The organism is Streptomyces sp. NPDC003011 (assembly GCF_053591515.1).
Genome location: NZ_JBSFTY010000016.1, coordinates 75,423 through 101,610 on the forward strand (window position 1 = coordinate 75,423; position 26,188 = coordinate 101,610).

General features: G+C 69.7%; 20 protein-coding genes and 2 tRNA genes. 14 read left to right on the plus strand and 8 right to left on the minus strand.

Annotation, left to right across the window (positions count from 1 at the left end):
• Nucleotides 1-157: 157 nt before the first annotated feature.
• The 8 genes from dnaN (at nucleotide 158) to ACWD0J_RS11370 (ending at nucleotide 10,209) form a co-directional block, all read left to right on the plus strand.
• Nucleotides 158-1,288 (plus strand): DNA polymerase III subunit beta, encoded by a 1,131-nt coding sequence (gene dnaN / locus ACWD0J_RS11335; protein ID WP_451495523.1) that lies wholly within the window; start codon nucleotides 158-160, stop codon nucleotides 1,286-1,288.
• Between the two features lie 140 nt (nucleotides 1,289-1,428).
• Nucleotides 1,429-2,304 carry a phosphogluconate dehydrogenase (NAD(+)-dependent, decarboxylating) gene (gene gnd / locus ACWD0J_RS11340; RefSeq protein WP_451495524.1) on the plus strand — a complete coding sequence of 292 codons (876 nt, stop codon included), beginning with the start codon at nucleotides 1,429-1,431 and terminating at the stop codon, nucleotides 2,302-2,304.
• Nucleotides 2,305-2,356: 52 nt separating this feature from the next.
• Nucleotides 2,357-3,478, plus strand: a complete 1,122-nt coding sequence (recF, locus tag ACWD0J_RS11345) for a DNA replication/repair protein RecF (protein WP_451495525.1) — start codon at nucleotides 2,357-2,359, stop codon at nucleotides 3,476-3,478.
• A complete protein-coding gene (locus ACWD0J_RS11350) occupies nucleotides 3,475-4,050 on the plus strand; it encodes a DUF721 domain-containing protein (protein ID WP_451495526.1) in 576 nt (191 codons plus the stop codon). The genes recF and ACWD0J_RS11350 overlap by 4 nt, the downstream gene beginning before the upstream one ends.
• A 379-nt stretch (nucleotides 4,051-4,429) precedes the next feature.
• Nucleotides 4,430-6,511 (plus strand): DNA topoisomerase (ATP-hydrolyzing) subunit B, encoded by a 2,082-nt coding sequence (gene gyrB / locus ACWD0J_RS11355; protein ID WP_451495527.1) that lies wholly within the window; start codon nucleotides 4,430-4,432, stop codon nucleotides 6,509-6,511.
• Between the two features lie 42 nt (nucleotides 6,512-6,553).
• Entirely contained in the window at nucleotides 6,554-9,163 is a 2,610-nt protein-coding gene (gene gyrA / locus ACWD0J_RS11360) for a DNA gyrase subunit A (protein ID WP_451495528.1), read from the plus strand.
• 18 nt (nucleotides 9,164-9,181) lie between these two features.
• Nucleotides 9,182-10,024: a DUF3566 domain-containing protein gene (locus ACWD0J_RS11365; protein WP_451495529.1), complete on the plus strand. Its 843-nt coding sequence runs from the start codon at nucleotides 9,182-9,184 to the stop codon at nucleotides 10,022-10,024.
• Nucleotides 10,025-10,135: 111 nt separating this feature from the next.
• A tRNA-Ile gene (locus tag ACWD0J_RS11370) sits at nucleotides 10,136-10,209 on the plus strand.
• Between the two features lie 693 nt (nucleotides 10,210-10,902).
• Here the strand turns inward: ACWD0J_RS11370 and ACWD0J_RS11375 are convergent.
• The gene (locus ACWD0J_RS11375; protein WP_451495530.1) at nucleotides 10,903-11,460 is read right to left on the minus strand and encodes a DUF6344 domain-containing protein; all 558 of its coding nucleotides are present in this window, start codon (nucleotides 11,458-11,460) and stop codon (nucleotides 10,903-10,905) included.
• 338 nt (nucleotides 11,461-11,798) lie between these two features.
• Between ACWD0J_RS11375 and ACWD0J_RS11380 the strand changes: the two genes are divergently transcribed.
• Together ACWD0J_RS11380 and ACWD0J_RS11385 are read left to right on the plus strand one after the other, a co-directional pair.
• Nucleotides 11,799-11,927 carry a DLW-39 family protein gene (locus ACWD0J_RS11380; RefSeq protein WP_003999697.1) on the plus strand — a complete coding sequence of 43 codons (129 nt, stop codon included), beginning with the start codon at nucleotides 11,799-11,801 and terminating at the stop codon, nucleotides 11,925-11,927.
• A 270-nt stretch (nucleotides 11,928-12,197) separates the two neighbouring features.
• The gene (locus ACWD0J_RS11385) at nucleotides 12,198-13,490 is read left to right on the plus strand and encodes a hypothetical protein (protein ID WP_451495531.1); all 1,293 of its coding nucleotides are present in this window, start codon (nucleotides 12,198-12,200) and stop codon (nucleotides 13,488-13,490) included.
• Between the two features lie 73 nt (nucleotides 13,491-13,563).
• On the opposite strand, the gene ACWD0J_RS11390 is transcribed toward ACWD0J_RS11385, so the two are convergent.
• On the minus strand, nucleotides 13,564-15,627 hold the full coding sequence (locus ACWD0J_RS11390) for a protein kinase domain-containing protein (RefSeq protein WP_451495532.1): 2,064 nt from the start codon (nucleotides 15,625-15,627) through the stop codon (nucleotides 13,564-13,566).
• A 128-nt stretch (nucleotides 15,628-15,755) separates the two neighbouring features.
• Nucleotides 15,756-16,304 (minus strand): helix-turn-helix domain-containing protein, encoded by a 549-nt coding sequence (locus tag ACWD0J_RS11395; protein WP_451495533.1) that lies wholly within the window; start codon nucleotides 16,302-16,304, stop codon nucleotides 15,756-15,758.
• 178 nt (nucleotides 16,305-16,482) lie between these two features.
• On the opposite strand from ACWD0J_RS11395, the gene ACWD0J_RS11400 reads away from it, so the two are divergent.
• Nucleotides 16,483-16,555: transfer RNA gene (locus tag ACWD0J_RS11400), tRNA-Ala, on the plus strand.
• Between the two features lie 450 nt (nucleotides 16,556-17,005).
• Here the strand turns inward: ACWD0J_RS11400 and ACWD0J_RS11405 are convergent.
• From ACWD0J_RS11405 to aroF, 5 genes are read right to left on the minus strand one after another with little or no spacing between them, the layout of a single operon-like run.
• On the minus strand, nucleotides 17,006-18,265 hold the full coding sequence (locus ACWD0J_RS11405) for an ATP-grasp domain-containing protein (RefSeq protein ID WP_451495534.1): 1,260 nt from the start codon (nucleotides 18,263-18,265) through the stop codon (nucleotides 17,006-17,008).
• Nucleotides 18,266-18,267: 2 nt separating this feature from the next.
• Entirely contained in the window at nucleotides 18,268-18,513 is a 246-nt protein-coding gene (locus ACWD0J_RS11410; RefSeq protein WP_451495535.1) for a hypothetical protein, read from the minus strand.
• Nucleotides 18,514-18,550: 37 nt separating this feature from the next.
• The gene (locus tag ACWD0J_RS11415) at nucleotides 18,551-20,050 is read right to left on the minus strand and encodes an isochorismate synthase (protein ID WP_451495536.1); all 1,500 of its coding nucleotides are present in this window, start codon (nucleotides 20,048-20,050) and stop codon (nucleotides 18,551-18,553) included.
• Between the two features lie 2 nt (nucleotides 20,051-20,052).
• The gene (locus tag ACWD0J_RS11420) at nucleotides 20,053-21,150 is read right to left on the minus strand and encodes a phenazine biosynthesis protein (RefSeq protein WP_451495537.1); all 1,098 of its coding nucleotides are present in this window, start codon (nucleotides 21,148-21,150) and stop codon (nucleotides 20,053-20,055) included.
• 24 nt (nucleotides 21,151-21,174) lie between these two features.
• The gene (aroF, locus tag ACWD0J_RS11425; protein ID WP_451495538.1) at nucleotides 21,175-22,230 is read right to left on the minus strand and encodes a 3-deoxy-7-phosphoheptulonate synthase; all 1,056 of its coding nucleotides are present in this window, start codon (nucleotides 22,228-22,230) and stop codon (nucleotides 21,175-21,177) included.
• A gap of 246 nt (nucleotides 22,231-22,476) precedes the next feature.
• Here aroF and ACWD0J_RS11430 point away from each other — a divergent pair, with 246 nt between their 5' ends.
• The 3 genes from ACWD0J_RS11430 to ACWD0J_RS11440 all read left to right on the plus strand — a co-directional run bounded on the left by ACWD0J_RS11430 (nucleotide 22,477) and on the right by ACWD0J_RS11440 (nucleotide 26,153).
• Entirely contained in the window at nucleotides 22,477-23,148 is a 672-nt protein-coding gene (locus ACWD0J_RS11430) for a cyclase family protein (RefSeq protein ID WP_451495539.1), read from the plus strand.
• A 503-nt stretch (nucleotides 23,149-23,651) separates the two neighbouring features.
• Nucleotides 23,652-24,998 (plus strand): aldehyde dehydrogenase family protein, encoded by a 1,347-nt coding sequence (locus tag ACWD0J_RS11435; RefSeq protein ID WP_451495540.1) that lies wholly within the window; start codon nucleotides 23,652-23,654, stop codon nucleotides 24,996-24,998.
• 60 nt (nucleotides 24,999-25,058) lie between these two features.
• Nucleotides 25,059-26,153: a hypothetical protein gene (locus ACWD0J_RS11440; RefSeq protein ID WP_451495541.1), complete on the plus strand. Its 1,095-nt coding sequence runs from the start codon at nucleotides 25,059-25,061 to the stop codon at nucleotides 26,151-26,153.
• The last annotated feature ends 35 nt before the right edge of the window (nucleotides 26,154-26,188 follow it).

Genomic DNA, 26,188 nt, shown 5'->3' on the forward strand with positions numbered 1-26,188 from the left:
GCCCCTCGTCACGACTTGACCCCGAGAGGCACCTACTGTCAGTGGGGTGCGTCAGACTGTTCCCCGGCGTCCTTCCCCGCAGTGGGGCCGACGACACCGACCAGACGACGAAGCCAGGCAGGCCGAGAAGCGCCGGCAACAGCAGGAGGCGGCAACAGTGAAGATCCGGGTGGAACGCGACGTACTCGCGGAGGCAGTGGCCTGGGCGGCACGCAGCCTCCCGGCCCGTCCGCCGGCGCCTGTCCTCGCCGGCCTTCTGCTGAAGGCCGAGAACGGCCAGCTGAGCCTGTCCAGCTTCGACTACGAGGTCTCCGCACGGGTGTCCGTCGAGGCGGAGGTCGAGGAGGAGGGCACGGTCCTCGTCTCGGGCCGCCTGCTCGCCGACATCTGCCGCGCCCTGCCCAACCGGCCGGTGGAGATTTCCACAGACGGTGTACGGGCGACGGTGGTGTGCGGCTCCTCGCGCTTCACCCTCCACACCCTGCCGGTGGAGGAGTACCCGGCCCTGCCGCAGATGCCGAACGCCACGGGCACCGTTCCCGGTGAGGTCTTCGCCGCGGCCGCCGCCCAGGTCGCCATCGCCGCCGGGCGCGACGACACGCTGCCCGTCCTGACCGGTGTGCGGATCGAGATCGAGGGCGACACCGTCACCCTGGCGTCCACCGACCGCTACCGCTTCGCGGTCCGTGAGTTCCTGTGGAAGCCGGAGGACCCGGAGGCGTCCGCGGTCGCCCTGGTGCCCGCCAAGACGCTCCTGGACACCGCCAAGGCCCTCACGAGCGGCGACAGCGTCATCCTGGCGCTGTCCGGTTCCGGCGCGGGCGAGGGACTCATCGGTTTCGAGGGCGCCGGCCGTCGTACGACGACGCGTCTGCTGGAGGGCGACCTCCCGAAGTACCGCTCGCTGTTCCCGACGGAGTTCAACTCCGTGGCCGTGATCGAGACCGCCCCCTTCGTGGAGGCCGTCAAGCGTGTGGCCCTGGTGGCCGAGCGCAACACCCCGGTGCGGCTCAGCTTCGAGCAGGGCGTGCTGATTCTGGAGGCTGGCTCCAGCGACGACGCACAGGCTGTGGAAAGGGTCGACGCCCAGCTGGAGGGCGACGACGTCTCGATCGCCTTCAACCCGACGTTCCTGCTGGACGGCCTGAGCGCCATCGACTCCCCGGTGGCCCAGCTGTCGTTCACGACGTCCACCAAGCCCGCGCTGCTCAGCGGCAAGCCGGCGCTGGACGCCGAGGCGGACGAGGCCTACAAGTACCTGATCATGCCGGTGCGACTGAGCGGCTGACCGGATCCTTCGGAGAACCCGCAGGTCGGGGCGTACGTCTGAGCGCGTATGCCCACAGATGTGCGCGAGCGTCCGGGTTTAGGCTCGGACGCAGGTACGGAAGTGCCGTAACGCCACGTCGCACACCTAAGGAACAACTGATGGAGCTCGGTCTCGTCGGCCTCGGCAAGATGGGCGGCAACATGCGCGAGCGGATCCGCCGCGCAGGCCACACCGTCATCGGATACGACCGCAACCCGGACCTCGCCGATGTCCACAGCCTGGAAGAGCTTGTGGGCAAGCTCAAGGGCCCGCGGGTGGTGTGGGTGATGGTCCCCGCCGGTGCCGCGACCCAGTCCACCGTCGACGAACTCGGCGAGCTGCTGGCGCCCGGTGACGTCGTCGTGGACGGCGGGAACTCCCGCTGGACGGACGACGAGAAGCACGCCGAGGAGCTGGCCGCCAAGGGCATCGGCTTCGTCGACTGCGGTGTCTCCGGCGGCGTCTGGGGCCTGGAGAACGGCTACGCGCTGATGTACGGCGGCGACGCGGAGAACGTCGCCAAGGTGCAGCCGGTCTTCGACGCCCTCAAGCCCGAGGGCGACTTCGGTTCGGTGCACGCCGGCAAGGTCGGCGCGGGCCACTTCGCGAAGATGGTCCACAACGGCATCGAGTACGCCATGATGCAGGCCTACGCCGAGGGCTGGGAGCTGCTGGAGAAGGTCGACTCGGTGACCGACGTCCGGGAGGTCTTCCGCTCCTGGCAGGAGGGCACGGTCATCCGTTCCTGGCTGCTGGACCTCGCGGTGAACGCCCTCGACGAGGACGAGCACCTGGACAGGCTGAGGGGTTTCGCACAGGACTCCGGCGAGGGACGCTGGACCGTGGAAGCGGCCATCGACAACGCCGTGCCGCTGCCCGCGATCACGGCCTCCCTCTTCGCGCGGTTCGCGTCGCGCCAGGAGGACTCTCCGCAGATGAAGATGATCGCCGCGCTGCGCAACCAGTTCGGCGGGCACGCGGTCGAGAAGAAGTAATCCACAGGACTGCTCAGCGGTCCACAACCCTGGGGGAGGTCGGTGAACGACCATGCACGTCACGCATCTGTCGCTGGCCGACTTCCGCTCGTACGCCCGGGTCGACGTTCCGCTCGACCCGGGCGTCACCGCCTTCGTCGGCCCCAACGGGCAGGGCAAGACGAACCTCGTCGAGGCGGTCGGCTACCTCGCCACCCTCGGCAGCCACCGCGTCTCCTCCGACGCCCCCCTCGTCCGCATGGGCGCCGACAGCGCGGTCATCCGGGCACAGGTGCGACAGGGCGAGCGGCAGCAGCTGGTCGAGCTGGAGCTGAACCCCGGCAAGGCCAACCGCGCCCGCATCAACAGGTCCTCGCAGGTCAGACCGCGTGACATGCTCGGCATCGTACGGACCGTGCTGTTCGCCCCCGAGGACCTCGCCCTGGTGAAGGGCGACCCCGGGGAGCGGCGCCGCTTCCTCGACGAGCTGATCACCGCCCGCTCGCCGCGCATGGCCGGCGTCCGCTCCGACTACGAGCGGGTCCTCAGGCAGCGCAACACCCTCCTGAAGTCGGCCGCGCTGGCCCGGCGGCACGGCGGCCGCTCCATGGACCTGTCCACGCTCGACATCTGGGACCAGCACCTCGCGCGCGTGGGCGCCGAGCTGCTCGCCCAGCGTCTCGACCTGATCGCCGCGATCCAGCCGCTCGCCGACAAGGCGTACGAGCAACTGGCCCCCGGCGGTGGTCCGGTGGCCCTCGACTACAAGTCGTCCGCGCCGGGCGAGGCACACACACGCGAGGACCTCTACGAGCAGCTGACGGCCGCGCTGCTGGAGACCCGCAAGCAGGAGATCGAGCGGGGCGTCACCCTGGTCGGACCGCACCGGGACGATCTGCTGCTCAAGCTCGGCCAGCTGCCCGCCAAGGGATACGCCTCCCACGGCGAGTCCTGGTCGTACGCGCTCGCGCTGCGCCTGGCGTCGTACGACCTCCTCAGGGCCGAGGGCAACGAGCCGGTGCTCATCCTCGACGACGTCTTCGCCGAGCTGGACACCCGTCGCCGCGAACGCCTGGCGGAGCTGGTCGCGCCCGGTGAGCAGGTCCTGGTGACCGCCGCGGTCGACGACGACGTACCGCACGTACTGACGGGCACGCGGTTCACCGTGTCCGACGGGACGGTGGAGCGCGCGTGAGCACGGACGAGCCCGCACCGCGCCCGGCGTCCGCCGCGGCCGACGGCCTTGCCCCCGCACCGGGCAAGACCCCGGAACCCTCAGGTGTCGACCTCGCGCGCGTGGCGCTCAGGGCGGCGAGGGCGCAGGCACGCGCGCGTGGGGACGCGGTACAGCAGAAGAAGCAGGCGCGGCGCGGCGGTCTGCGCTCCGGCGCGCGCGCCGACCGCCGCGACCCCATGGCGCTCGGCTCCGCCATCAACCGGCTGCTCACCGAGCGCGGCTGGGAGACGCCGGCCGCGATGGGCGGGGTGATGGGCCGCTGGCCGCAGATCGTCGGCGAGGACGTCGCCAAGCACTGCGAGCCGGAGAAGTACGACGAGGACGAGCGGATCCTCATCGTGCGCTGTGACTCCACGGCCTGGGCGACGAACCTGCGCCTGCTCGCCCCGACGCTCGTCGCCCGCCTCAACGAGGATCTCGGCCACGGCGCCGTGAAGCTGATCAAGGTGAACGGACCGAACGGCCCGGCCCGGCGCTACGGCCCCCTGCGCGCCCCTGGCAGCACCGGTCCCGGCGACACCTACGGGTGACCTCTCTCACATTCACCGTGGTGCGCCAGCGGGCCGGGAGGCCCGCCGCGCAACCGGACGCGGTTGCGAACATCCACCTGACTCCCAAGTAGTAAAGGGTTGACAGCCCGAAGCGCTGAGTGCCTCCGTGAGCCTCTTGGAGCCCCGCTCCGTATATGGGGACCCGGCGGAGACCGGTTCAGGGCGCCACATGAGGACTCAGGTACCGGCAAACCCCCATCACTGTCGGCGCTACCGGTAGACTGAGAGTCAATCCCGCCCCACTCGTGGGGACCGTCCGGGAAAAGCTGAGCAACGCTGATCAGGGCTTACCAACGCAACATGCCGCAGCCGCTCCGGCAACCCTCCTCCAGAGGGGGCACCCCCAGGAGCCTGGCTCGTGCTGTGCCAGAAAGGGCGCTTCGTGGCCGATTCCGGCAACCCCAACGAGAACATCCCGTCCACCGACGCCGGCGCCAACGGCGAGGTCACCTCGAACGGCGAGGTCACCGCCTCGTACGACGCCAGCGCCATCACCGTCCTCGAGGGTCTGGACGCGGTCCGCAAGCGACCCGGCATGTACATCGGGTCGACCGGTGAGCGAGGGCTGCACCACCTCGTGTACGAGGTCGTCGACAACTCGGTCGACGAGGCGCTGGCCGGCCACGCGGACACCATCGACGTGACGATCCTCCCCGACGGCGGCGTCCGGGTCATCGACAACGGCCGTGGCATCCCGGTGGGCATCGTCCCGTCCGAGGGCAAGCCGGCCCTTGAGGTCGTCCTGACCGTGCTGCACGCGGGCGGCAAGTTCGGTGGCGGCGGCTACGCGGTCTCCGGTGGTCTGCACGGCGTGGGTGTCTCCGTCGTGAACGCGCTGTCCTCGAAGGTCGCCGTCGAGGTGAAGACCGACGGCCACCGCTGGACGCAGGACTACAAGATGGGCGTCCCCACGGCGCCGCTCGCCCAGCACGAGACCACAGGGGAGACCGGCACGTCGGTCACCTTCTGGGCCGACGGCGACATCTTCGAGACCACGGAGTACTCCTTCGAGACGCTCTCGCGGCGCTTCCAGGAGATGGCGTTCCTCAACAAGGGCCTGACCATCAAGCTCACCGACGAGCGCGAGTCGGCGAAGGCCACCGCCGGGGCGGACGAGGCGGGCGCCGACGAGAAGGACGAGGTCAAGACCGTCACGTACCACTACGAGGGCGGCATCGTCGACTTCGTGAAGTACCTCAACTCCCGCAAGGGCGAGACGGTGCACCCGACGGTGATCGACATCGAGGCCGAGGACAAGGACCGGCTCCTGTCCCTCGAGGTCGCGATGCAGTGGAACGGCGGTTACAGCGAGGGTGTGTACTCCTTCGCCAACACCATCCACACCCACGAGGGCGGCACGCACGAAGAGGGTTTCCGCGCGGCGCTCACGAACCTGATCAACAAGTACGCGCGCGACAAGAAGCTGCTGCGCGAGAAGGACGACAACCTCACGGGTGACGACATCCGCGAGGGTCTGACCGCGATCATCTCGGTGAAGCTGGGCGAGCCGCAGTTCGAGGGCCAGACCAAGACCAAGCTGGGCAACACGGAGGCGAAGACCTTCGTGCAGAAGGTCGTCTACGAGCACCTCACCGACTGGCTGGACCGCAACCCGGTCGAGGCGGCGGACATCGTCCGCAAGGGCATCCAGGCGGCCACCGCGCGCGTGGCGGCGCGCAAGGCCCGGGACCTGACGCGGCGCAAGGGCCTGCTGGAGTCGGCGTCACTGCCGGGCAAGCTCTCCGACTGCCAGTCGAACGACCCCACCAAGTGCGAGATCTTCATCGTCGAGGGTGACTCCGCCGGCGGCTCGGCCAAGTCCGGCCGCAACCCGGAGTACCAGGCGATCCTCCCGATCCGCGGCAAGATCCTCAACGTGGAGAAGGCCCGGCTCGACAAGATCCTGCAGAACCAGGAGATCCAGGCACTGATCTCCGCCTTCGGCACCGGGGTCCACGAGGACTTCGACATCGAGAAGCTGCGGTATCACAAGATCATCCTGATGGCGGACGCCGACGTCGACGGCCAGCACATCAGCACCCTGCTGCTGACCTTCCTGTTCCGCTTCATGCGGCCGCTGGTCGAGGCCGGGCACGTGTACCTCTCCCGCCCCCCGCTCTACAAGATCAAGTGGGGCCGGGACGACGTCGAGTACGCGTACTCCGACCGCGAGCGCGACGCGCTGATCGAGATGGGCCGCCAGCGCGGCAAGCGCATCCGCGAGGACTCGATCCAGCGCTTCAAGGGTCTCGGCGAGATGAACGCCGAGGAACTGCGCATCACGACCATGGACCAGGAGCACCGCGTCCTCGGCCAGGTCACCCTCGACGACGCCGCCCAGGCCGACGACCTGTTCTCGGTCCTCATGGGCGAGGACGTCGAGGCGCGCCGCCAGTTCATCCAGCGCAACGCCAAGGACGTCCGCTTCCTCGACATCTGAGTCGGTCTCAGCTGACCGCACCAGGAAGGATCCTCACCAGCAATGGCCGACGAGACCCCCAATCTTCCCCCCGGGCCTGTCACCCCCGAAGAGGGCGGCCCGATCGCCCAGCGTGTCGAGCCCGTCGGGCTCGAGACGGAGATGCAGCGCTCGTACCTCGACTACGCGATGTCCGTCATCGTCTCGCGTGCGCTGCCCGACGTCCGGGACGGCCTCAAGCCCGTCCACCGTCGCGTCCTGTACGCCATGTACGACGGCGGCTACCGGCCCGAGCGCGGCTTCTACAAGTGCGCCCGCGTCGTCGGCGACGTCATGGGCAACTACCACCCGCACGGCGACTCCTCGATCTACGACGCGCTGGTCCGCCTCGCGCAGTCGTGGTCGATGCGGATGCCGCTGGTGGACTCCAACGGCAACTTCGGCTCTCCGGGCAACGACCCGGCGGCGGCCATGCGCTACACCGAGTGCAAGATGGCGCCGCTGTCCATGGAGATGGTCCGTGACATCGACGAGGAGACCGTCGACTTCACGGACAACTACGACGGCCGCTCCCAGGAGCCGACCGTCCTGCCGGCCCGCTTCCCGAACCTGCTGATCAACGGTTCGGCCGGTATCGCGGTCGGCATGGCGACCAACATCCCGCCGCACAACCTGCGCGAGGTCGCGTCCGGCGCCCAGTGGTACCTGGAGAACCCGGAAGCGAGCCACGAGGAGCTGCTCGACGCGCTCATCGAGCGCATCAAGGGCCCCGACTTCCCGACCGGCGCCCTGGTGGTGGGCCGCCGGGGCATCGAGGAGGCCTACCGCACGGGCCGCGGCTCGATCACCATGCGGGCGGTCGTCCAGGTCGAGGAGATCCAGAACCGCCAGTGCCTGGTGGTCACGGAACTGCCGTACCAGACCAACCCCGACAACCTCGCGCAGAAGATCGCCGACCTGGTGAAGGACGGCAAGATCGGCGGCATCGCGGACGTCCGTGACGAGACCTCGTCCCGCACGGGCCAGCGTCTGGTCATCGTCCTGAAGCGGGACGCGGTCGCCAAGGTCGTCCTGAACAACCTCTACAAGCACACCGACCTGCAGTCGAACTTCAGCGCCAACATGCTGGCGCTGGTCGACGGTGTGCCGCGCACGCTCTCCCTGGACGCGTTCATCCGCCACTGGGTGACGCACCAGATCGAGGTCATCGTCCGCCGTACGCGCTTCCGGCTGCGCAAGGCCGAGGAGCGGGCGCACATCCTGCGCGGCCTGCTCAAGGCCCTGGACGCCATCGACGAGGTCATCGCGCTGATCCGGCGCAGCGACACCGTCGACATCGCGCGCACGGGCCTGATGAGCCTGCTGGAGATCGACGAGATCCAGGCGAACGCGATCCTGGAGATGCAGCTGCGCCGGCTGGCCGCCCTGGAGCGCCAGAAGATCGTCCAGGAGCACGACGAACTCCAGGCGAAGATCACGCAGTACAACGAGATCCTCGCCTCCCCGGTCCGCCAGCGCGGCATCGTCAGCGAGGAGCTCGCCGCGATCGTCGAGAAGTACGGCGACGACCGCAAGACCATGCTGGTGCCCTACGACGGCGACATGTCCATGGAGGACCTGATCGCCGAGGAGGACATCGTCGTCACCGTCACGCGCGGCGGCTACGTCAAGCGCACCAAGACGGACGACTACCGCGCCCAGAAGCGCGGCGGCAAGGGCGTACGCGGCGCGAAGCTCAAGGAAGACGACATCGTCGACCACTTCTTCGTGTCGACCACGCACCACTGGCTGCTGTTCTTCACGAACAAGGGCCGCGTCTACCGGGCCAAGGCGTACGAGCTGCCGGACGCCGGCCGGGACGCGCGGGGACAGCACGTCGCCAACCTGCTGGCCTTCCAGCCGGACGAGGCGATCGCCGAGATCCTCGCGATCCGCGACTACGAGGCGGCGCCTTACCTGGTCCTGGCCACCAAGGGGGGTCTGGTGAAGAAGACGCCTCTGAAGGATTACGATTCGCCCCGCTCCGGTGGCGTGATCGCGATCAACCTTCGCGAGACGGAAGACGGTTCGGACGACGAACTGATCGGAGCCGAGCTCGTTTCGGCCGATGACGATCTGCTGCTGATCAGCAAGAAGGCGCAGTCGATCAGGTTCACGGCCACGGACGAAGCGCTGCGTCCCATGGGCCGCGCCACCTCGGGCGTCAAGGGCATGAGCTTCCGCGAGGGCGACCAGCTGCTCTCGATGAATGTTGTTCGACCAGGTACGTTCGTGTTCACTGCTACGGACGGCGGGTACGCGAAGCGGACCGCCGTCGACGAGTACCGCGTCCAGGGTCGCGGCGGTCTCGGCATCAAGGCCGCCAAGATCGTCGAGGATCGCGGGTCGCTCGTCGGCGCGCTGGTGGTCGAGGCCACTGACGAGATCCTCGCCATCACGCTGGGCGGCGGTGTGATTCGTACGCGAGTCAACGAGATCAGGGAGACCGGCCGTGACACCATGGGCGTCCAACTGATCAACCTGGGCAAGCGCGATGCCGTCGTCGGTATCGCACGGAACGCCGAGGCGGGACGCGAGGCGGAGGAGGTCGACGGCGACATCGCCGTCGACGAGACCGCCGAAGGTGCCGAGACCAACGGCACGGACGAGGGCGAGGCGCCCTCGACCGAGTAGCACGAGGAGAGAGTCATCGTGAGCGGAGCCACGGGCGCCGGATCGACCGGTACCTCCACCGGTTCTTCCACCGGTTCGGAGACGGACGGCGGCGGCCGTGGCTCCGCCGCGAATCCGACAGATTCGCACACACCCGGCTCACATCCGAGCGACCCGCAGACGACCAACCTGCAGGCGATCAAGTCACCCGCGACCGAGTCGCACTCGCCCGACCCACATGGATCCCAGGGGGGAACTGTGACGGACACCAGAGGTCCGAAGGCGCAGCGGCACGCCACCGGCGCGGGCCAGACCGCGGTCCCGGCCGCTCCGGGCGCCCAGGCTCAGCCGCCCGCCCAGCCGGTGTCTCCCGATGTGGCCTCCCCGCTGCCGGGGGAACGGCAGCCGCAGCAGCAGCCCGGCGGCCCCTACCACCCGCCGCAGGCCTACCCGTCGCAGGCACCGGCGAGCGGGATCCGGCGCCCGCGCACCGGCGCGCGCACCACGCCCCGTACCCGCAAGGCCCGCCTGCGGGTCGCCAAGGCCGACCCGTGGTCCGTGATGAAGGTCAGCTTCCTGCTCTCCATCGCGCTGGGCATCTGCACGATCGTGGCGGCCGCCGTGCTGTGGATGGTCATGGACGCGATGGGCGTCTTCTCGACGGTCGGCGGCACGATTTCGGAGGCGACCGGCTCGAACGAGTCGAACGGCTTCGACCTGCAGTCCTTCCTGTCGCTGCCCAACGTCCTGATGTTCACGACGATCATCGCGGTCATCGACGTCGTCCTCGCGACGGCCCTCGCGACGCTCGGCGCGTTCATCTACAACCTCTCCGCCGGCTTCGTCGGCGGTGTCGAGCTGACGCTGGCCGAGGACGAGTGACCCGCCTCCCCACGTGCGGTGACGGTCGTCCGACAACCGATTTTGGGACTGCCCGCGTCGTGCGCTAATCTTCAGGAGTCAGCGCGCGGGACACACACCGCAGAGCGCGGCGGGGCTATAGCTCAGTTGGTTAGAGCGCATCCCTGATAAGGATGAGGCCACAGGTTCAAATCCTGTTAGCCCCACAGACAAAGATCGAATGGATCGGGCGTTTCCCACAGTGGGAAGCGCCCGATGTGTTGTTCACGTCGAGTCGACGCGGTCGATGCCGGTCGAGGAACGGGCACCGGGGGAACGACGGCTCGCCTCGTGGGGCGGTCGCTGTGTGAGCCAGTCGTAGGCGCGCGGCTCACCAGCTCCGTACAGATCGCCAGGAGCGGTCGGTGAGCGGGCCGACCCGGGTCGGCAGGGGCGCGTCGGGTGCAGCGGCGATGACGGCGAGCGCTTCCAGGCCAAGTGCCGTAAGGCCGGCCTGGGCGGGGACTCTGGGGTGCGGTTACGGGATCCGCAGGTTCAGCACCGTCTCAAGCAGCAGGTCAGATCCCTGTGCGAGCGGTGTCTGGCGGAGAGCGTCACGCGTGCGGTGCATCCGCGACGGCACCCTTTGTTCTGGAGTCGTCGGTACGTCGGTACATCGGTACGTCGGTTCTGCCGGTTGGGCTGGTTCTGCGGGTTCTGCTGGTTCTGCCGGTCTGCCGGCCTGCCGGTCTGTCTGTCTGTCTGTTATTCGTGCGTCGAAGGTTTGGCCGTCCTGTTCGAGGCCGTTTCGTTCGAGTGGCTGGGCCTTCTGCCGGGTGGTGCTGTGCCGGGTGGTGCTGTGCGCGGGGCCGTCATGTCGGGGCTGGAACGCGGACGATGGCGCGCGGTACGCCGAGTCATCAGCGCTGGAGCGGGGCGAGGAGCCCGTCCGCGGTCACGGTCGGGGCGCAAGGGGCGGTGTCCTGAACGGCGGCGGGCGTGTCGGGAGTGGCTGACGCGGACTGTGTGGCGGTGGCGGCCTGGTCGACGGCGGGCGTGGCGGAGGTGTCCAGAGCCGGGGTCCTCGGGGCGACGGAACCCGCGGCGGAGCCCTGGGTGACGTCCGCTTCCCCGTCCCCGTCCCCGTCCCTGTCCCTGTCCGCGTCCGCTTCCCCGTCCGCGGCTGACTCCGTGTTCATGTCCACGTCCGTGGGCGGGCGGTGCCGGCAGCTGGGGGACTTGCCGTGGGCCTCGGCGCGGATGCGCTGTTTCATCGTCGGGGGCAGCGACCTGTCGTAGGCCCAGGACCAGGGGGACGCCGCCGGTGTCGTCGACGTCTCCTTGGTGCTGTTGCGGGTCGTCTCGGTCTGCGGTACCGCTGCGGCGGCGGTCGTCGTGATGAGTCCCAGCGCGGTGCACAGCGCGAGGAAGGCGGTGACGAACGCGGTCCACAGGTTCATGACCTTGTTCTGGGCCATGGTCCCTCACTTTCGGGTTGGGCGATTTGCGTACTTTCCTCATGATGTGTATGGGGCTGGCGAAGTGGTGGACCGACGCCCGTAGCGCGTCGATCTTCAGATCAACACCACTCGGATGGGTGCAAGAAGGGCGAGAAACAGGAGATACGGGAGGAGAGGCAGGGAAAGTCACCATCTGTGGGGATGTGATCACCCTCTGATCGGAGCACTGTGATCCGCTTCTACTGCGGTGCTCCGGACGGTAGTTGGGGCCGGACGCAGGTCACCGATCGGTATCGGTCGGTGTGTATAGTCGGGCGCCAGAGGTCCCTGACGTCAAGGAAAGACGAGGTCGCGCGGTGAAGAAGCTTCTCCTGGTCGCACTGGCCGCCATCGGCGGGCTCCTCGTGTACCGCCAGATCCAGGCGGATCGCGCCGAGCAGGATCTGTGGACGGAGGCGACTGACTCCGTGCCCACGGGTTCGTGAGTACCGACCGATTCTGAACAGACCCCGGCCGCCCGAGCGGTCGGGGTTTTGTGTTGCGTGGGCGATGTTCCTGTGCCAGGGAGGTGCGGGGCGCTTCCCTGGCGGTGCCGGTGTTCCGGACGCTCGTACGGATTGCCCGGATGGGGCGGGGCCCGGCGGGGCAGGATGGGCGACGGTCACAGGTCGAACGGGTCCGGGCAACGGCGAGTGGGGTGGCGCGTCATGGGGCGGCGTACGGAGTGGAGGCGGTACGGGGGCGGTCGTCCGCCGGTGCCCCTGTCTGCGGTCTTCGGGCGGCCGGCCGTCGTGGGTGTGGTGCTGTGCTTGACGGCGGCGGTGTCCGGGCCGTCCGCGCGGGCGGCCGACCCATGGACCTCCTACGGCTTCGACGCGGACGCCCAGCCGGTCGACGGCGCGACGAGCACGGGGGACGCCGAGGCGCTGGCGCCCGGTACGACGTACCGGAGTTCCCTCCCCGTCGACGGCAAGCTCTCCTACCGCCTCGACCTCGACGCCTCGTCCACCGTGTATGTGTCCGTGACGGCCGTTCCCGGCGCCGGTACGACGGTGTCCGCAACCGACGGCATCAGGGTGTCCGTCCAGGACGCCAACAGCCGTTCCTGCTCCATCGACACCGCCAGCATCGGCACGGACCGCCGACCGCGCCCCCTCACCGCGCTGGGCACGCGTGACACCTCCTCCGGGGCCGGTTCCCGGTGCCGGGAGGCCGGCGCGTACTACGTACACGTCGAGCGCGTCCACAGAACGGGGTCCTCGTCGGACACCTGGGGGCTGGAACTCGCCGCGGTGTCGGAGCCGGGCCTCGGGCAGGCCGGTGCGACGAGTGCGCCCGAGGTCTGGAACTCCGCCACGCCCCAGCCCGTGACGGGGGAGGCCGAGGCCCGGCAGGGTGCCTCGGGCTTCGCTGGGGCGACGGCCGTGGGGCAGGGGGTCTGGCGCGACGACATCCTGCCCGGGCAGACGCTGTTCTACGCGGTGCCCGTGGACTGGGGCCGACAGCTCTACGCCACCGCCGAACTGGGCAGTTCCGGCGACGCCGACGGGCTTGTGGCGAGGGCGCTGGTCGTGTCCCTCCACAACCCCGTGCGCGGATTCGTCGACGACGCGAGCGCGGTCTACGACGGCAGCCAGCGGGCCGCCACCCTCGATCCGTTGCCGCCCGTCTCCTATGCCAACCGGTACGCCGTGTCCGACCGGGTGAGCGGGATGAGGTTCGCGGGCTCGTACTACCTCGCCGTGCGCCTCTCGGAGCAGGTGGCCGACAAGTTCGGGAAGGGACCCTACGACCTGACACTGCGCGTGCGGGTCACGGGCACGGCGACGGCCGGACCCGCGTACGCGGGGGAGCCCGAGCCGCGGGGCGTCTTCGAGGCCACGGCACGTGGAGGGGAGACGGCGGCGGCTGCTGAGGCCGGGACCGCGACGCGGGACGACACCGCGATGAGGCTGCTCGCGGCCGGCGGGATGGGGACGGGGACCGCGCTGCTGATGGGGCTCGGCGTGTGGATGGTGCTGGGGCGGCGGAGGGGTGTGGGCCGGTAGGGCCAGGGGTTGGGGCGGCGGAGGGGTGCGGGCCGGTAGGGCCAGGGGTTGGGGTTTGCGTGTGAGGACGTTCTCAGAGGCGGGTCAGGGCCCAGATACCGACGGCGTAGCAGGTCAGTGCCAGGAGCAGGATCGTGAGCGCCACCTTGGCCGACGGGCCTGAACGGGGGCGCGGGCGGGCAATCGCCTGCGCGGGAGAGGGAACCTGCGGGGCCTCGGCGGTGTACGAAGCAGTGGAGGGTTCAGCGCGCTGGTGCGACGACGCCGGTGAGTGCTGAGCCGGGTACGGGGGCGCGGACGGCCGAGGGGAGGGCAGCACGTGGGTGGGGTCGTGAGGGGAGACGGGGGCCGCGTGGCGGGGGTGCCTCTGGTGTGGCTGTGGCTGCGGCGGCGGCTGTGTCTGTGGGTGTGCCTGTGGATATGGGTGTTGCGGCTGTGGAAGAGGGGTGGGGGGTGTCCCGGGGGAGGACGCCGGGGAGTGCGGGGGCGGCAGGTGGAAGCTGCCGGTGTCCGACATGGTGGTCGGCTGTGCGGGGATGGGCGGGTCCACGGAGGGGGCGGGCGGCTGCGGCTGGACAGGCGCGTCGGCCGGAGGGACGGGACCGCCGCGGGGGCGGGGCGCCGCGCTGTTCCGTTCCGGTTCCGGAAGTGGGCCGGTGCGGTGGTGCGGAGCACCGGTGCGGTGGTGCGGTGCGTTGGGTACGGCGTCGGCGCCGGCGCCGGGACGGATGCCCGGGTCGGAGGGGTGGGGGCCGCTGGTCTGCGACCATCCGGGGTCGGCGGCCGCAGGGTGCGTGCCGGGGTACCGGCTGGCGTGGTTCGCGCCGGGGTGAGGAGGTGCGGGGTTCGCCCCGGGCTGCCCGGTGTCGGGGACTGCGCCGGGGCCTGCGCCGGAGGTGCCGGTCTGGGAGTCCGCGCCGAAGGTGGTGGCTGCCGGGTGCGTACCCGGGTATCCAGCGGCGAGGCCTGCGCCGGGGTAGGCGGTCCCGGAGCCGGCACCGGGACCGGAAGGTGCCGGGTGCGGGCCGGGGCCTGTGCCCTGGAAGGCGGCCTCGGCGCCTGGGGCGGCGTGGGCGGCGGAACCCGGGTGGCCGGGGGTAGGGCGGACGCTCTCCCCTGCCGTCTGTCCCCCTGCCGTCTGTCCCCCTGTTCCGGTTCCTCCTCCCCTGTCTTCTTCTCCTCCCCTGTCTTCTCCTACCGTTCCGAAAGCCCTCCTCCCGGAGGTTCCCGGCCCTGTCTCCACTCCCGATGCCAGGTGATGAGGGCCCTGCGGGCCGAAACCCGGTGGCAGCGGGCCGAGTTGGTCGAAGATTTCGATCACTTCGTCGTCGAGGCCCGGGGCAGGGAGGAGTTCCACGGCGGAGGCGAGTGCCTTGCGGGCCCCCGTGGCCGTGCGGAAGCGGGCCTGGGGGTCCGGTTGGATCATCGACGCGACGACCTGCCACAGCGGCTCGGGGATGCCCTTGGGCGCGCTCGGGGTGCCGTGGGCCGCGAAGTACTGGACGAGGGCCTTGGCGTCCGGCTTGGAGCCCTCCAGGAGATACAGGGCGACCAGGCCGACGGCGAAGAGATCCGCGGGGAAGTCGGGTTCGGCGCCCAGCATCTGCTCGGGCGCGATGTACCCGGGCGTCCCGACCACGAGGTTGGTCTCCGTCAGGCGGGGCTCGCCCAGCCGCATGGCGATGCCGAAGTCGGACAGCCGCAGCCGGGGCCGGCCCGTGCCGGTGGCTTCCAGCAGGATGTTGGCGGGCTTGACGTCGCGGTGGACCACGCCTTCCGCGTGCACGGCGGATAGGCCGGCCAGCAGCTGGTCGAGCAGGGTGCAGACGAAGGGCGGAGGCAGCGGGCCGTAGTCACCGACGAGGTGGACCAGAGAGCCGCCGGCGACCAGGTCCATGGTGAACAAGACCTTGTCGTCGTCCGCGGCCCAGCTGGCCGGCGCCAGCACATGGGGGTGGTCGATCCGCAGCGCCTGTTCGCGGACGAAGCGCAACAGCGCGTGCGCGTCCCGCTGCTGCAGGACCTTGGCGGCCACATAGCGTCGGCGGCGGTGGTCCCAGGCGCGCCAGACGGCGCCGACCCCTCCGCGACCGATCGGGTCGACCAGTTCGTACCGTCCGGCGAAGACCTCACCCATGGCTGTGCGTCGCTCCTCCCCCTCCGGGTCCCCCCGCTTCCCCCTTGCTTCCCCCTCGACGAGCGGCACGACCCCCTCGCGCCCTTCGGCCCGGCTGCCGAACCCCCTTCGGCGACCGGGCCGGGGGCTCAGCTCTGGTGGGACTGGTAGTGCGCGACGGCGTCGGACGTGCGGCCGGCGCCGTACACCCGGAGGAACTCTGCCAGCTCCGGGTGGGTCGGGGCGAGAGTGTCGGCGGCCTCGATGATGTCTCCGGCGGCGGCGACCGAGCGCAGCAGCGACTGGATCTCGCGGACGACCCGCTTGACCGTGGGCGCGCCCGAACTGCTCGTCGTCTGCGTCGTGTTGCCGAGCACCGAACCCCCCTGTGACTTCTTGATCTCCTCCATGCGGTCGGTCGCCTCGGCCGCGCTGACGCTGCCGTCCGCGACCTGCCCCGCCAGGTCCTGCAGCAGCTGCACCCGCTGGACCACCGCCGGGTTGCCGATCTTCGCCCGCTGACCGCTCATCAGCTGCGACAGCATCGGTGCGGACAGTCCCAGTACCCCCGCGAGACGAGCCTGGTTGAGACCAAGATCGTCGATGAGCTTACGGAAGAGCGCCCCCAGCGGCTCCCCGTACCAGTTCCGCTGCAGATCCCGCGCTCTCGCGGTGGCTTCCTGCTGTGCGGCGTCCATTGCGTCTCCCCATCGCTTCCCCAAAACCGCGGTTCGCGGTAGCGAACCACGCGGAGCATCTTACGGAGCGTGGTCGTCCACGGGGACCCCCATCTTTTTGCGGAATCCCGGGGGTGACCCGGTACTCTGTTCTGCGGCGCCCACCGGTACGCGGTTCTTCCGGCGGACGTCCCTCTTCGGGGCCTTAGCTCAGTTGGTAGAGCGCTGTCTTTGCATGGCAGATGTCAGGGGTTCGACTCCCCTAGGCTCCACGCGATTACACCCCTCTGACCTGCATAAACGCAGTCAGGGGGGTATTTTTGCGCCCTACTGGGGATCTTGAGGGCGCCTTGCCAGGGCCAGTCTGGTGCTCCGCCCGGCCACGAAGTTCCTGGACAGCGCGGACAGGGGCCCCGACCGCTGTGCGGCCGGGCCCGGAGCATCGGCTGTGGCGGCTGCCTCGCCCACGCGCCGCTGCCCGGACTGTTCCCGTACCTGCCCCTGGGCCCGCCCTGGCCGATCCCAAGATCGACGAACGACAGATCCTGGCCGGCTCCGTAGAGCGGGGCTCGGCGGCGTACTTCCGCAACCGGAACTGCGGGCAGCGCATGCCAGTGCGTGAACGGTGTGGAAAGCCGGGTGCGGGCGAGCCGCACGCACGGGTGTGAAGTGGCGGAGGCCGGCGACGGAGCGGAAGCCTCCGCGCCAGTCCCCGACCTGGCTCAGACGATGTCGTAGAAGCCTTCGCCGTCCATGTACCGCGCCGACAGGATGTTGTGCATGACGACGCTCTCGGTCTCGTGCACGAGGTACACGCGCATGGGGTAGGTCCAGTCGTCGATCGAGCGATGGATCTCGTCGCCCGGGTGCACGTTCAGCGTGATGTCGTGGAAGCTCTCCAGTCCGCGGAGTTCGGCCATCTTCGGATAGCTGACGAGCTTGCCGGCCGCCGGAGAGACCATGTTGACGATGCCGGCGTGCCGGGTCAGTTCGTAGTCGGCCTCCCAGCGCTCGAGGAAGCGCTCGGGGTCGACGTACGCGTCCACGGTCCAGTCCAGCTGGCTCTCGCCGATCGCGCCCTTGGCCGGGACATGCACGTCCGCACCGCAGATCCGGGCGGCACTCTCGACCAGCCGCGGGCCCTGCGGCGTCAGCTTGAGCTCGGTGTGCGCGGGACCGTGGCGCACCCCCAGGGCATCCAGGACCAGGCAGTTGTACGCGACCAGCGCGTCCTGGTCCACACCATGGCGGGGCATCAGTTGCGCCCCGGCCGCCATGTCGTGCACCCCGTTGGCGCCGAGGTGGTGCATCTTCCAGATGTCCGTGACGTGGTGCTTTCCGTCCAGGCTCACGGTGTTCACGATGTACTCGCTGCCGACCAGGTAATCCTGTGCCAGCACCGCGTGGTTGTGCAGATCCAGCGCGCTCTCGGTGCCGATCAGCGCCTCGAACGCAGCGCGCACCTGGTCCGCGTCGTCACAGAAGTGCACACCGTCGCTTCCCGCGCTCTTCAACGGCTTCAGCACCACCCGGCCTTCGGCCCCCTGGTGCCAGGCGAGCAGCGTGTCGAGGTCGGTGGCCAGGATCTGGCCTGCGCCGGGCACCCCGGCCTCCTTGACCGTCTCCATCATGCGGAACTTGTCCCGGCGGGACGGGCTCAGCGCCGTGCCGTTCGTCCGCAGCCCGAGCGCCTCGCTCAGCACGTCCGCGACCTCGACCCCGCTCTCGATGCCTGCCAGCAGACTCACCGGCGTGTGCGCGGCGAGGGCCGCGACCGTTGCGGCGACGTCCCCTGTGTGCACGATGTTGGCGGTGAAGTCCGATGCCCGGAAGCTCTTCTCGTACACGGCGGGAATCGCCGGGGCGCTCTGGACGTGGACGCATGCGTAGCCGCGCTCCTGGAAGAGCGGGGCGAGGGATCGTGCGCTCGAATACGCGTCGACGATGACGACCACGCGGGGAGCGGCAGGCTTGACGGTCATTCTTACCTCACCATTTGTTGTGGACTGATGCGTTCGGCGGCGGCGATCGAACTCGCCGGCGCCGTCGTGACCGGAAGGCCGAGCCCTTCAGCCGTGGCGGCGACGCCCCGGTGCCCCGGTGGCGCGGTGCCGATCCGCTGCCGATGGCGGGCGGGCTCGACCTGCACGGCGGCGGCGCCGACCGCGACCGGGGCGAACTCCCACGTGCCCCCGTGGGGCTCGCGGGTCCCGATGGTGAGGGCTCTCACCGGCCACTGGTGAGGGAGGGCGCGAACGGGATGCCGGTCACTCGATTCCCAGGGCGGACATCATCGGGAGCAGCTTCGCGCAGGACTCCGCGTACTCGGCCTCGGGATCGGAGTCGGCCACGATGCCGCAGCCGGCGTACAGCGAGGCGGAGGGGCCGTCGACCAGGGCGGATCGTATGGTGACCGCGAACTGGCCCTGCCCGGAGCGGTCGGCCCAGCCGACCACTCCCGCGTACCAGCTCCGGTCGAGCCCCTCGTTGGCGGAGAGCCACCTCAGCGATTCCTCGCGGGGGTGCCCGCCGAGGGCCGGGGTCGGGTGGAGACGGTCGACGAAGTCCAGGATTCCCGCGGTGGACTCCGCCGCCAGCTCGCCGCGGACCTTCGTGGACAGATGCTGGACGTTGGCGAGCTTGACCACGCTCGGTTCCGCATCGGAGGCGACATCGACGCACGAGTCCCGCAGGGCGTCGCGGAGCATCTGCACCACGACGTCGTGCTCGTGCTGGATCTTGGCGCTCCCGGCCAGTTCGAGGGCGAATGCCGCGTCCTGTTCCGGGGTGAGCCCGCGGGGCGCCGTGCCGGCCAGTCCCAGCGCGTGCACCGCCCGCCGGTCGACCCGTACGAGGTATTCGGGGGTCGCGCCGAGGAAGGTGTACTCCTCGTGGTCCACCGCGAAGACGGTGGTGCCGGGATAGGCGCTGCGCAGCCTGTTCACCGCGGTCGGCACCTCGAACGGGCTGGAGGCGGTGACCCGCAGTTCGCGCGCCAGCACCACCTTCTCGAAATCGCCGTCCCGGATCTGGTCGGTGGCGCGCTGGACCAGTCCCTTCCAGTGGCCGGAGTCCGGCACCTCGGTTCTGGCGTACGTCCGTTCGTCCGCGTATGCCGGTTTCGGCGCTTCGGCGGCGGCCTCCGGCGGAAGGCAGAGGTCCGCCAGGTGGATCAGGCCAGTGGCCACCTGCTCGGGGTCGCTGTCGTGCAACAAGACGGCGTTGAGGCGCAGTTCGGCCGGGCCGGGAAGGCCGGTGGCGGCCTGGTCGGGCACCGTGCCACGGATCTGCAGTGCGGGCACCCACATCAGGGCGTCGGGAAGGCGTCCCTTCTCCGAGGCGTCATCGGGGCTGAACGCGAACCCGCCGATGGCCAGGGGGCCTTCGCCCGAGGGCAGTTCGGTGACCGCTGTGCCGCCCGCGACGAGGTCCCGGGTCAGGGTCTGCCACCCGTCGCGGACGGATGTGACGCGGTTCTCGCCCCGTCCCCGCAGATCACGCGCCGATCCGATCGCGAGGACGGATCCGCGGTCCCATGCCGACTGCCACAGGAAGGAACGCGGCGTACCGCGACGGGCACGACTCCAGATCGCGACGGGGTCAGCGAGGGAGAGCGGCTTGGCCCAGCTGACGAGAACAGGGTGCTGGCTGCGGCGGGCCTGGTCGAGGGCGCGCCGGCAGGTGGCCAGCAGGCTTTCCCGGTCGGTACGGCCCAGTACCGCGACGGGCCGTTCCGGGGTGACCACTGGTGCGGGGGTGGACGACATGCCTAGTACACCCCTTCGACAGCGGTCTGGCCGCCGGCCGGGGTGAGGGGCCTGATGTCGGCCAGCCCGTCCTGGGGGTACTTCGCGGTGGGCGCGATGCGCAGCACGGAGTCGCGCTCCAGCGTCCAGGGAAGCAGCAGGTCCCGGGAGACGAGGCTGATCTTCGCCTGTCCCCGCTCGCCGTGGGCGACGGAGCTGCTGGTGTTGTCGGGGTCCACCACCTTGACCCGGCTGAACGGGTGGAAGGGGATGAAGACACAGCGCTCGTCGTCCTGTTCGCCCTCACGGGGGCGCTGCGGGGCGATGCCCATCATGGTGTTGCCGTACAGGCCGACCACGGCGGCATCGGGGAACAACTCGTCCTCGAAGACCCGGAGCGTCTCGGGGCTCACGCTGGTGCCGGCCCAGATGATGCCGCGCACCTTCCGCTGCACCAGATCCAGCAGCTTCTCGTCGGCGGCCAGTGCTTCGAGCACCGGCGGGGTGGCGAAGAGGACGGAGACGGGCTGGGTGGACAGGATGTCGCGGGCCTGCGCCAGGATGTGCTGCACATAGCGGGCAGCCTCATCGGTCCGGCCCTGCTTCACGCTGTTCTTGACCCAGCGCGGGTCGAAGTCGATGTAGTGGCAGAACGTGCCGCGCATCTGTGCCAGCAGCCCGATGGAACGGCCGACGATGTGCGGTCCGGTGGGGCCGAGATGCAGCCAGTGGCCCTCGCCCTCGCCGGGAACCCCGTGATCGGCGAGAACCTCGCTCACCCAGTGGACACCGTTGCGGCGCGAGCGCGATTCGACGATCCGTTTGGGCCGTCCTGTGGTGCCCCCGCTGTCGAAGACCTGGAAGTCCCAGCCCTGCCTGCCGATCCCCGCGGGGACCAGCGTGTCGACCGGGACGTCCTTCCACTCGTCGCTGACGTCCGGGAAGAGGTCGAGGTCGTCCCAGGTGCGGACGTCGGTGAGCGGGTCGAAGTCCAGTTCCGCCGCGCGCTTCACCCAGTACGGCGAGCCGGTGGCTGGGGAGAAGTGCCACTGCATCGCGGCGTGGATGAAGTCCTCCGGCGCGAGATCGGCGGTTAACGGGTCGACGATGTGCTCGGACATGCGGTGTCTCCAAGGAAGCTGGGATCAGACCCGGGCGAGGGAGCGGGTGAGGGCCGGCGACAGGGTGCGCCCCACGGCCTCCACGACCGGCTTGAGCCGACCCATGAGGGTGCTGAACTGCTCACCGCTGAGAGCCTGGGCGCCGTCGCACATCGCGTTCGAGGCGTCGGTGTGGACGTCGACGATCAGTCCGTCGGCGCCGCACGCGGCCGCCGCCAGGGACATCGGCGTGACGAGGTGGGGCTTGCCCGTGCTGTGGCTCGGGTCGACGATCACCGGCAGATGGGTGAGCCGCTTGGCCTCTGCCACCGCGCTGAGGTCCAGGGTGAACCGGGTGCCGCGCTCGAAGCTGCGGATACCGCGCTCGCACAGGACGACGTCGCTGTTCCCCATGTGCAGCACGTACTCGGCCGCGAGCAGCCACTCCTCGATGGTGGCGGACATTCCGCGCTTGAGGAGGACGGGCCGTCCGGAGGCTCCCGCCTCGCGCAGCAGCTCGAAGTTCTGCATGTTCCGCGCGCCGATCTGGAGCATGTCGCTCTCCTCGGCGACGCCTTCCACGTCCTGCGGGGTCACGACCTCGGTGACGACCGGCAGGCCGGTCCGTTTCCGCTGCTCGGCGAGGAGGGTCAGTCCTGCGAGTCCCAGTCCCTGGAAGCTGTACGGGGAGCTCCGGGGCTTGAATGCGCCGCCGCGCAGCATGACGGCGCCGCTCGCGACGACCGAGTCCACCACGGCGTTCATCTGCGCCGGGCTCTCGACCGCGCAGGGGCCGGCGATGACGGCGAATCCGGTGCCGCCGAACACCGCTCCGCCGGCGGAGTGGAGCGTCACCTGGGTGTCCTCGGGACGGAATGAACGGCTGGTCAATCGCTGTGATCCGGAGACCATCACCACCCGGTCGACGCCGGGCGCACTTTCCAGAATTTCTACGAGATCAGTCCCGTCGGTTCCTTCGGTGATTAGTGCTGTGACTCCCGCCACAGTGCTGGATATCGGAATCAGGCCACGTTCCCGAAGTATTTCCATTGCGGATTCAACTTGTTCACGGGCAGCCTGCGGACTCATTACCACGATCATGAAAAGCCTCTCAGAGGGCTGTCGGGATTGCTCCGATGGAGCTCAGGAGGGGTGCCGCCCAGTCGTGGTCGTGGCATCGCTGTCACTGAGTCTTGTCCCCCCCGGAAAGATCTTCTAGCGGACGATAGTCCAGAAGTGGGGGAATTGCCAAGTGCATTCTTCTTGTGTTGTTATCGCCGTGCCGTCCTCGGGTGGGGCGGAGGCCGTTGGCCGGAAAACGAGCAACATGAACAGCAGGGGTAAAACATGAAAATGGTCGATATCAGCCAGGGTTGGTACGAGGGGATGCCGTCCTATAACGCCTCCTGGTATCCCAAGTTTGGTATACGCAAGGCGATGTCCCCGGAGACCGACCCGGCCGGCGGGGGTCGGACCTTCTCTGACCTGCAGATATTCCCGCACAACGGGACACATGTGGAATCCGGATTCCACTTCTATGAGAATGGCGCGAAAATCGACGAGGTCCCGCTGGAGACTTTCGTCGGCCGGGTGGTCATCGCGGATCTCTCCGACCACCGCGACCTCGACCCCGTCACCGGCGACGAACTGGAGAAGGCGGTCCGCGACGTATGGCAGGCCGGCGACCGCCTGCTGATCCGTACCGACCACCCGAACCGGTACCTGGGTCGGGAGGATTACTGGGACAAACCGCCCTATCTCACCCTGTCCTCGGCGGACTGGATGGTCGAGAACGGCGTCGCCCTCGTCGGCATGGACTGCATCACCGAGCGGCCGGACGACCGCAGTGGGCAGGTGCACCGGCGGCTGCTGGCCGCCGACATCCCGATCCTGGAAAACATCCAGAACCTTGATCAGATCACCAGCCGGGTCGCCCATCTGATGGCGCTCCCGGTCAAGATCTCCGGTGTGGAAGCCGCTCCGGCGCGCGCTGTGGTGTTCGACGGATGGCCGGTCTGACCCCCTCGGCGGAACACTCACGCAAGGGGGTCGCATGGCTGGAAATCTGACAGCCTTTTGTCTGGAAGAAGTCAGGAATTCAAAAAACGGCCGCCGCCGCCGACCGTCAAGGAATGGAGGCGGCACTGGGTCTGGTCGAGGTTCCATTTCAGGACATCGGCAAGGGCGAGCCAGTCGTCATCAGGCCACAAATGGTCCAGCGGGAACCGGGCCTGCGGAGGAGCCCGGAGCCGCTGCCGGTGCCGGCCGCGCGCGCGGCGCCGAGGCGTTGATTTCCGGGCGCACTCAGGTGTTCAAGGAAATACTCAACGCCCTTTACGAACGCCGCGAAGTCGGCGTCTATCCGGAATGCTGCTCTCCGCGGGCTATCCGGACGGCCGGAATCCGCCGCGCGAGGGGTCGTGACGTCACGGACCAGGAGCGCACCCGGTTTCGGGTCCCGACCCGGCTCCCGGATGATTCCCGCCCCTTTTCCCGGACGGCACCGAAGGAGTTGGTCTGACGTGTTGTCCATACCCGTGATCCGTGACGGGGAGGAGCGGAGCTCCCGCGACACGCGTGTCCTGCACGGCGTGAACGGCGTTCCCCTCGCCACCGTCCATGAAGCTCCCGCCCTGGTGACCAGGCTCGCGGTCAAGCGCATGCGCGAAGCACCGCAGCTGGCACCGGACGAGCGCCTCGCGGTGCTCGCCGACGCGGGCCGCCGGTTCGCCGAGGCGACCCTGGGCGGACAGACCCCGCAGGAGTACTGCCGCGTCCAGGCACTCGTCTCCGGCGTGCCGATCCGGGTGGCCCGCCAGACTCTCGGCCGGATGCGGGACGACTGCCGGCTGCTCGGCGACGTCGTCGCGAAACAGTGCCCCGTCGGCGCCGGCCGCACCGCCCGCTGGGTGCGCCGCGGTTCGGTCTTCGGCGTCGTGGCCCCCAGCAACCACCCGGCCACCCACGGAGCCTGGCTCCAGGCCGTGGCGCTGGGGTACCGGGTCGTGGTGCGTCCGGGCACCCGTGACCCCGTCACCCCGCTGCGCCTGGTGCGGGCGCTGCTGGAGGCCGGGCTCGATCCCGGCTGGATCAGTCTGCTGCCCGGGTCCCACGCCGCCGCCGACGCTCTCGTGGACGCGGCCGATCTGGCCCTGGTCTACGGCAGCGAGGCCACGGTGGCCCGGCTGCGCGGCAACGACCGGGTGCTGGTCCGCGGTCCCGGCCGGAGCAAGATCCTCGTGGACGGCCCGGCCGGCGAGGCGGTACTGGACCATCTCGTCGCCGAGATCTCCGCGGACGGTGGAGTGCGGTGCACCAACACCACCGCCGTCTTCACCTCGGGCGACCACCGCGCCCTGGCCGAAGCGCTGGCCGGGCGACTGGCCTCGTTGCCGGTCCTGCCGGTCACCGATGACAGGGCCGTCCTCCCCGTCCGCCCGCGTAAGGAGGCCGAAGGCCTGCGGGCGGCTCTCGACCGGGCCGCGCGGGGCGCCGTCGATCTGACGGAGCCGTACTACGAGGCGGACGGCGGTCCGGTGACCGTCGTCGAGGAGGATGCCGCGGCGCTGCGGCCCGCGGTGATGTGCGTGGACCGGTCCGACCACCCGGGGCTGGGCACGGAACTGCCGTTCCCCTGCGTATGGGTGGCGCCCTGGCAGCCGTCGGAAGGCATCGGCCCGCTGGACGACTCCCTGGCCCTGACCCTGCTCACCGACAACGCCGCGCTCGTCGATGAGGCCCTGGACACCCCCGGCATCCGCACGGTCCTGCACGGCAGGGTCCCGGGCTGGTGGCGGGATCCGTATCTGCCGCACGACGGGTACCTCGGGCAGTTCCTCAAGGAGGCGCGTGGCTTCGCCGGATCGTGAAACCAGCGGTGCCCTGACCGGCCGCTCCCAGGTCATCCCGAAGACAGTGAGGTGATTGACATGTCTGCTGCCTGTTCCGACATCCCGATCGTGGTCCTTCCCGAGAACAACACGGTGCGCGGCCGCACCCGCCCTGCCGCACCGGTCGCCGCCGCTCTCACCGCGGCGACCGACGCGCTGATGCGTCTGCACGGCGAGCTGCTGAACCCGGCGGGAGCCGGCGACGCGGTCCGCAAGGCGATGGACGCGGCCGTGGAGGAGACCGACCGGCTCGCCGTCGAGGCCATGGTCGTCCCGATGGATGCCGCGGCGCTGAAGCCGATCGTTCCCAACCACGAGTACTTCGGGGTCCGCACGGCGCCGGTCGACGATGCCCGCCTCGTCTCGGAGGTGACGACGATCATCGCGCGGACGCTGCGCGATCTGCGCAACGCGCGGCTGGATCTGAACGATCAGGCCTACGAGGTCCACGCCATGGCCAAGATCCTGGAGGGCCTGGTTCCGGGCGACGGCGCCGCGGCGCGGCCGGACGGGGCCCCCGTGGAGGGGCTGACCCCCTACGTTCCGGGCAACGACGAGCTGACGCGGTGGGTCATCACCCACCACTTCTACTTCGTGCTCAACCTCGCGGCGGCCGACGCCGTCTCCCGGGCGGCCGCCGGGCTGGCGGACGGGGACCGCGACGCGGCACTCGACGCCCTCCAGGAGTCCATCGCCTATGTCCGCGGCTTCACCGCGGCCATGATCCACTCCGGGGACATGTCGGCTCCGTGCTATGACGCGAAGGTCCGGCCGACCATGCAGCCGCCGGCCGTGCCGGTGGCACTCACCGGCCGGACGCAGCCCGAGCACAAGGCGTTCCGGAAGGCCATGCGGAACCTCGTCAAGGTCTCCGCGCAGCCCTTCGCGGAACTGGTGTCGACCGACCCCGAGCTGGCGATCGTCCGCGACGCGCTGCTGGAGGCCGATCTGCAGGACATCGAGCGGCACATCAGCGTGACGGCCGCTCTGGTCGGCGACGACCGCTCGATCGTCCAGGGCGAGGCCTCGGCCGAGAGCGCGATCGGCGTGCTGCGCACCATGCGGCACTCCCGGGCGGAGCTGTACCGCGACCTGATGAGGTTCGGTGACCCGGTCACCCTCATCGGAACCTGAGCGCCACTGAGTTGACCGGACGGTCCGGGGTCGCC